5 protein-coding genes are annotated in these 6,816 nt (G+C 63.5%); all 5 read right to left on the reverse strand.

The features are described 5' to 3' along the window. Positions 1-16: 16 nt before the first annotated feature. Positions 17-1,882 (reverse strand): Na+/H+ antiporter NhaA, encoded by a 1,866-nt coding sequence (gene nhaA, locus A7K61_RS07235; RefSeq protein ID WP_011871462.1) that lies wholly within the window; start codon positions 1,880-1,882, stop codon positions 17-19. A gap of 54 nt (positions 1,883-1,936) precedes the next feature. Beyond that, positions 1,937-3,250 carry a replication-associated recombination protein A gene (locus tag A7K61_RS07240; RefSeq protein ID WP_023106336.1) on the reverse strand — a complete coding sequence of 438 codons (1,314 nt, stop codon included), beginning with the start codon at positions 3,248-3,250 and terminating at the stop codon, positions 1,937-1,939. Between the two features lie 51 nt (positions 3,251-3,301). After that, complete coding sequence (locus A7K61_RS07245) at positions 3,302-4,609, reverse strand: NAD(P)/FAD-dependent oxidoreductase (protein WP_011871464.1); 1,308 nt, start codon at positions 4,607-4,609, stop codon at positions 3,302-3,304. A 16-nt stretch (positions 4,610-4,625) separates the two neighbouring features. Further along, on the reverse strand, positions 4,626-5,456 hold the full coding sequence (gene fghA, locus A7K61_RS07250) for an S-formylglutathione hydrolase (protein ID WP_007182551.1): 831 nt from the start codon (positions 5,454-5,456) through the stop codon (positions 4,626-4,628). Between the two features lie 58 nt (positions 5,457-5,514). After that, positions 5,515-6,816 (reverse strand): DUF3422 family protein (locus A7K61_RS07255; protein ID WP_069557272.1); only part of this gene is annotated, 1,302 nt, incomplete at its 5' end.

Genomic DNA, 6,816 nt, shown 5'->3' on the forward strand with positions numbered 1-6,816 from the left:
CTGTAGTTCGTCCCGCTCAGGACGGGACTTCCTGAGTTCGGGTGCCGCGGCGGCTGGCTTCGAGCACTGCGGTGACAGTGCGGGCGTCGTAGCTGCCGCGCAGACGACGACCCTCGACGAAGAACGTCGGCGTGGCGTGCGCACCGCTGGCGACCGCACTGGCGAGGTCGCGCTCGACACGCTCGATCACCGCAGGGCTGTCGAGATCCGCGATGAACCGTTCGACGTCGAGCCCAAGCTCGGCGGCGTAGCCGATCAGATGCTCGCGCTCCAGCGCATGCTGACGGGTGAACACGAAGTCCAGCCACGGCCAGAACATCCCCTGGTTCGCCGCTGCCTCGGACGCCCGCGCGGCAATCGGCCCGTGCGGGTGGTGCGGCAGATGGCGCACCACATACCGCAGGTCGTCACCGAAGTGGGCGCGAAGATCGTCCCACGAACCGGTGGCGTGCGCACAGTACGCGCACTCGAAGTCCACGTACTCGACGAGTGTGAGCTGGGCGTCCTCCGGCCCGCGGATGTGATCGATCTCCGGATCGACCGGCGGCTCAAGCACCATCGGCAGGTCAGCGGTCTTCTCACCCCACCGCTGGGCGGCGACCTTGAAGATCAGCCACCCGAGCAACGTGGCGAACACCATCGACACGAGCACGCCGACCGTCGCCTGGCGGCCCAGGTCGGAGGTCGTGCCGAACGCGAGCCCGATGATCAGCAGCGACACGGTGAAGCCGATCCCGGACAGCGCCGCCCCACCGAACACGCTCCCCACCCCGACGCCCTCGGGCAGCCGGCCCAGGCCGAGACGGACGGCGACGAGCGTGGTGAGCCCGATGCCCAAGAGCTTGCCGAGCACGAGCCCTGCGATGACGCCCCACGTGACTGGCGAGCCAAAGGCCTCGGCGAGCAGCCCGCCACGCACGTCCACCCCGGCGTTCGCCAAGGCGAAGATCGGCACGATCAGCAGCGCCGTCGGCAGCCGCAGGAACTCGTGCAATCGCTCGTTCACCGAGATACCCCGGGACAGCCCGCAGTCCACCGCGCGGGCCGATGCGGCACTCGGCGACTGCCAGAAGTCACGGAACAACTGTCTTGCCGCAACGACCCCGTGACGTTGCGTCGCATAGGCGGGGATCAGCAGCCCCGCGGCCATCCCGGCGAGGGAGGCATGGATGCCGGAATACACGGTTGCGAACCACAGCACGATCACGATCAACACATACGGCGTCGCCCGCCACTGGCGGGTGCGCCCCAACAACCACAATCCAACGAGGCTGGCGAGGGCGATAAGCAACGGGACGATCCGGATCTCCTCGCTATAGACGATGCCGATGATGGACACTGCGAGGAAGTCATCGACCACGGTCAGGGTGAGCAGGAACACGCGCAACTGACCCGATAGCCGCGGGCCGACGATCGCCAAGGTGCCCAGCATGAACGCCGTATCGGTGCCGACCACCGCACCCCACCCGTGCAGGCCCTCACTTCCGGCTAGTTTCACGATCAGGACATACACCAGCGCGGGAAGCACGACTCCCGTGACCCCCGCGATCAGGGCGAGGCGGGCACGGCTGCGGTCACGGAGCGATCCGTGGGCGAACTCCTGACGCACCTCCAGTCCGATCAGGAAGAAGAAGACGACCATCAGGCCGTCGTTGACCCAGTGATGCAGATCCATGTGTAGGCGCAGTGGCCCGAAGTTGAACCCGACGTCTAGGTGCCACAACTCGAAATAGGCGTTAGATAGCGGCGAGTTCGCCCACACGAGCGCCACAACCGTGACGATCACCAGCAGCACCGCAGCGCCAGACTCCGTGCGTAGATAGTGGGCAACGCGTCTCCGTCTGATATGCGCCGAGGACTCACCAAAAGAAGAGGCTGGCATGTGCTTATCCTGTAGTTTGTGAGATCACGATGGGCAGGTTTCGGAGGCGACCGGTCAGGCGTCCGCCTCTGGCAGCGTCCCATCATCCAGCGAGCGCAGCCAAGTAAGCCATTCTCCCAGCCTGCGCTCAACACCTCTGTCCGTTGGCTGATACCAGCCCGGCCGCGCCACGCCCTCGGGAAAGTAGCTTTGCCCAGCGGCGTAGCCGTTGGGCTCGTCAGGAGCGTAGCGGTAGCCTTCGTGATACCCCATCTGCTGCATCAGCTTCGTCGGCGCATTGCGAAGATGGAGAGGCACAGGCAGGGAGCCGCTGTTCTTGACGAAGGTCTTCGCCTTGTTCCAGGCGGCATAGGCAGCGTTCGACTTGGGGGCGGCAGCAAGGTAGGTCGCCGCGTGGGCAATCGGTATTTCGCCTTCGGGGGAACCCAGCCTCTCATAAGCCAGCGCGGCATTGAGCGCCAGTTGCAGCGCCTGCGGGTCGGCATTGCCGATGTCTTCGCTGGCCACTACCACCATGCGGCGGGTCACCTGGCTGACGTCGCCGCTACCGTCAAGGATGCGGGCCAGCCAATACAGGGCCGCATCAGGGTCGGAGCCCCGTAGCGACTTGTGGAAGGCTGAGAGCTGCCAGTAGAACTCGTCACCGCCCTTGTCGAACCTGCGCAGCGATGGACTGGTGGACAGCTTGGCGGACTGGCCATCGACCACGGTCTTGCCAGCGCCCGACGCCGCATTCGTCACCTGCTCAAGCAGATTGAGGAAGCGCCTGCCATCGCCATCGGCAAAGCCCTTGAGCAGATCCAGCGCGTCCGCGTCCAACGTGACGCCCTGGAGATGCGGCAGTGCGCGTTCGTAGAGTTGGTTCAGTTCGTCGCTGGACAGCGGTTCGAGGGTATAGACCTGCGCGCGCGAGAGCAGTGCGGAATTGACCGCCAACCCCGGATGCTCGGTCGTCCCCCCCACCAGGGTCAGGAGCCCCGACTCGACATGGGGCAGCAGGGCATCCTGCTGCGCCTTGTTGAAGCGATGGATCTCATCGACGAAAAGCACCGTCGATCGACCATGGTTGTCCAGTTCGGCCTGGGCCTCGTCGATGGCTTGCCGGATGTCCTTCACCCCGGCCAGCACGGCCGAGATGGCGATGAATCGGCTGTCGGTCGCACTGGCGGCCAGGCGCCCTAGGGTGGTCTTGCCCACGCCTGGCGGCCCCCAGAGGATGAACGAGTGCAACTTGCCCGCCTCGAACGCGAGACGCAGCGGCTTGCCGGGGCCGAGCAAGTGCCGTTGCCCGACGAATTCGTCCAGCGTCTTGGGCCGCAGGAGTTCGGCCAAGGGAGGCTTGGGCTTTGTCGTGAATAGATCGGTCAAGTTCCTCTCCCTGGCATTTCTGATAGTTGACGTTCCGATAAGGTGGGCACCTCAATCCAGAGAGCCGGATTTATCCAACGCCGTGGGCTCTTTGTCGGCAATCGCATGCATGATGATGCGAGAGCCGCGGTAGCCGATGCTGTGGTTCCATACCCAGCTCAAAGCGACACTGAGACGATTTCGCGTGCCGATCAGAAAGTAGATGTGCGCCAGCTTCCAGATCCACCACGCAAAGGCACCACGCAGCTTCACCCGCCCCATGTCAATCACCGCCAGGCTGCGGCCGATGGTGGCCAGGTTCCCCTGATGCCGGTATTTGAAAGGCCCGTCAGCGGGCTTGCCCTTCAAACGCCGTCCAATCAGGTTAGCGACGTACTTCCCTTGCTGTTTGGCGGCCGGGGCGATGCCCGGCACGGGCTTCCCATCGGCCATGGTGCACGAGGCTGTATCGCCGATGGCGAAGACCTCCGGGCGACCGGCCACCGTCAGGTCAGGGCCAACGACCACTCGACCAGCACGATCAGACGCAGCGCCCAACCAGCGAGCCGCGGGAGACGCCTGGACTCCGGCGGCCCAGACGATGGTCTTGGCCGAAAGGGGCTTGCCGCCATACACCACGCCGTCGGCCGAGCATTCGGTGACCGGAGTACCCAGCACGACCTCGACCCCGAGTTTTTCGAGTGCCTGGCGCGTATAGGCCGAAAGATCCTCTGGAAAGACCGACAACAGACGCGGGCCAGCCTCGATCAGTACAACCCGCGATGTGCTCGGGTCGATCGAGCGGAAGTCACGCGCCAGCGTGTCTCGTGCCAGCTCGGCGATGGTTCCGGCCAATTCAACCCCGGTGGGACCACCACCGATGATGACGAACGTCTGCAGCGCGGCACGCTGCTGAGGATCGCTCGTGCGCTCAGCTTCCTCGAAAGCCGCGAGGATTCGGCCCCGAATGGTCGTGGCATCTTCCAGCGTCTTCAACCCCGGCGCGAAAGCCCCCCATTCGTCGTGTCCGAAGTAGGCATGGGTAGCACCTGTCGCGAGCACGAGCGTGTCGTAGGTTTGCCGCATTCCATTGTTGAGAATGACCTGACGCGCGTCCTGGTCGATACCTTCCACTTCCGCCATCAAGGTGTTCACTTCCGGGCGATTTCGGAAGAGATAGCGAATAGGCCAGGCGATCTCGGATGTCGAAAGTGACGCACCTGCGACCTGGTAAAGCAAGGGTTGGAACAGGTGATGATTGCGCCGATCGATGATCGTCACATCGACCTCGACACCAGCAAGCTGGTTGGCAACCTCGATCCCGCCGAAGCCCGCTCCGATAATGACGACGTGATGTCGGTTTTTGGAGGTCTTTGTCATGACCTGATCTCCTCTCTCAGCGTTTCAGCGCCGATGCGTGGTGTGCCATATGCTCGCCAATGAAGCTGGCAATGAAGTAGTAGCTGTGGTCGTAGCCTGGGCGCAGATTCAACGTGAGCGGGTGCCCCGTCTCGTCGCAGGCTTTGCGCAGCAGGTCGGGCTGAAGCTGGCTCTCCAGGAACTCGTCGCCCAAGCCCTGATCAACCAGCAACGGCAAACGCTCCTGCACGGTGCGAATCAGCTCCACGGTGTCGTACTGCTTCCACACTTCCCGATCGCTGCCCAGGTACGCCTCGAAGGCCTTGTGCCCCCAGGGAACCTGGGTGGGGGCGACGATGGGCGAGAAGGCCGAGACGCTTCGATAACGGCCCGGGTTGCGCAGGGCGATGACCAGAGCGCCGTGTCCTCCCATGGAATGGCCGCTGATGCTCCGCTCCGCTGTCACGGGAAAGTGGGCCTCGATCAGCGCCGGCAATTCCTGCACGACGTAGTCGTACATCCGATGATTCGCTGCCCAGGGTTCCTGTGTGGCGTTGACGTAGAAACCCGCCCCCTGTCCGAGGTCATAGGCAGGATCGTCGGCAACGCCTTCGCCGCGAGCACTGCTATCGGGCGCGACGACGGCAATGCCATGTTCGGCCGCGTAGCGCTGGACGGCGGACTTGGTGATGAAGTTCTGCTCGGTGCAGGTGAGGCCTGAAAGCCAGTACAGCACCGGCACCTTGCCGTGCTGTGCCTGCGGAGGCAGATAGACGCCGACCTTCATCGTGCAACCGAGCGTCGTGGATTCATGCTGATAAACGTCCTGCCAACCATCAAAGCTGGCGTGATGTTCGATGCGTTCCATGTAGTTCTCCTATGTTCAAACGGACGGCGCAGCTCTCGCGCGCCAGGACGGCAGCTCGTCAGGAAGATTTCTCTTCCGCTGCCGTGTCGCCGTGGGCGTGTCTGATCCTGCGCACGATCCACCAGATCGTCAGCATCACCGCAGGCACCAGAACCGCCATCACCGGCGCCACGCTGTCGTGAACCATCGGAATGCCCTTGAGCAAATAGCCGAGAAGACTCACGACGTAATAAGAAATTGCCGCGACCGACAGGCCTTCGACGGTTTGCTGAAGGCGCAATTGCATCTTGGCCCGGTTGTTCATCGACGCAAGCAGATCGCGGTTCTGGCGTTCAAGCTCGACGTCGATCCAGGAACGCAGCAACGCGATGGCGCGGGTCAGCTTGTCGGAGAGCTTGGTCTGGCGCTCCTTTACGGATTGGCATGTCCGCATGGCGGGAGCGATGCGACGCTGCAGGAAATCCGCCCAGGTGCAGTACCCGGATACGGCCTCTTCCGAAAGCGCTGCCAGCCTTTCCTCGACGATCTCGTAGTAGGCACGACTGGCGCCGAAGCGATAGAGATTCGCCGCAACGCCAGCTTCCAGTTCGGCAGCCAGGCCGGTCAATTCGGACAGCAGCACGTCGCTGTCGCGCCGTTCCACCAAGCTCGTACACATCTCGTCGGTGATCGCCGCAAGGCGCGACTCCATGCGCCGCAGCTCCGACGTCATCGACCGCGTCAACGGCAAGGACAGCAACGCCAAGGTACGGTAGGTCTCGATCTCCAGCAGACGTTGAGCCAGCGCACCCGCCCGCGCCGGGGTCAAATCGCGGGCAAGGACGAGGATCTGCGTCAGGCCATCCTCATCCTGTCGGAAGTCGGTGAGGATGGCGGCAGAGCCGTTCTCCACCAGCGAGTAGCACAGGCTGGCAGGATCGAAGCGATCGGCCTCCTTCTCCGTTTCCGGCGTCCATGGAAGAAGTCTCAAACGGATGCCGGATACGACCGGGCCGGGAGGAACAAATCCATGCTTGAACGGATTTTCGCCGCACGGCTCTCCCGTCTCGGAATCCAGCGAAGCGCACCAGAGATACGTTGAGAACTCGGTGTGCTTTTCACAGTGCAGGTCTCCCTCATCCCATGTCATGCCGTGAAGCGGCGTAGCGTGGTCGGGCTCGGCAACGCCGAAGCGATGAGACAACTCACTCATCGCCATCTGATCCCTGGCCTGATCGCCTTCGGTCATGAAAGCGAGCTGCAATATGCCGCGGGGGGCCTGAATCAACAGATGCGGGCGCGCATGCACTTCACCCACGGCCGCAGCACGATCGGCATAGGCCGGCATGCCGTACACGGTGGCGGTCGGGGCGGGTTGTAC

It is taken from the genome of Pseudomonas sp. AP42 (genome assembly GCF_001728935.1).
Classification (GTDB): domain Bacteria; phylum Pseudomonadota; class Gammaproteobacteria; order Pseudomonadales; family Pseudomonadaceae; genus Aquipseudomonas; species Aquipseudomonas lactis.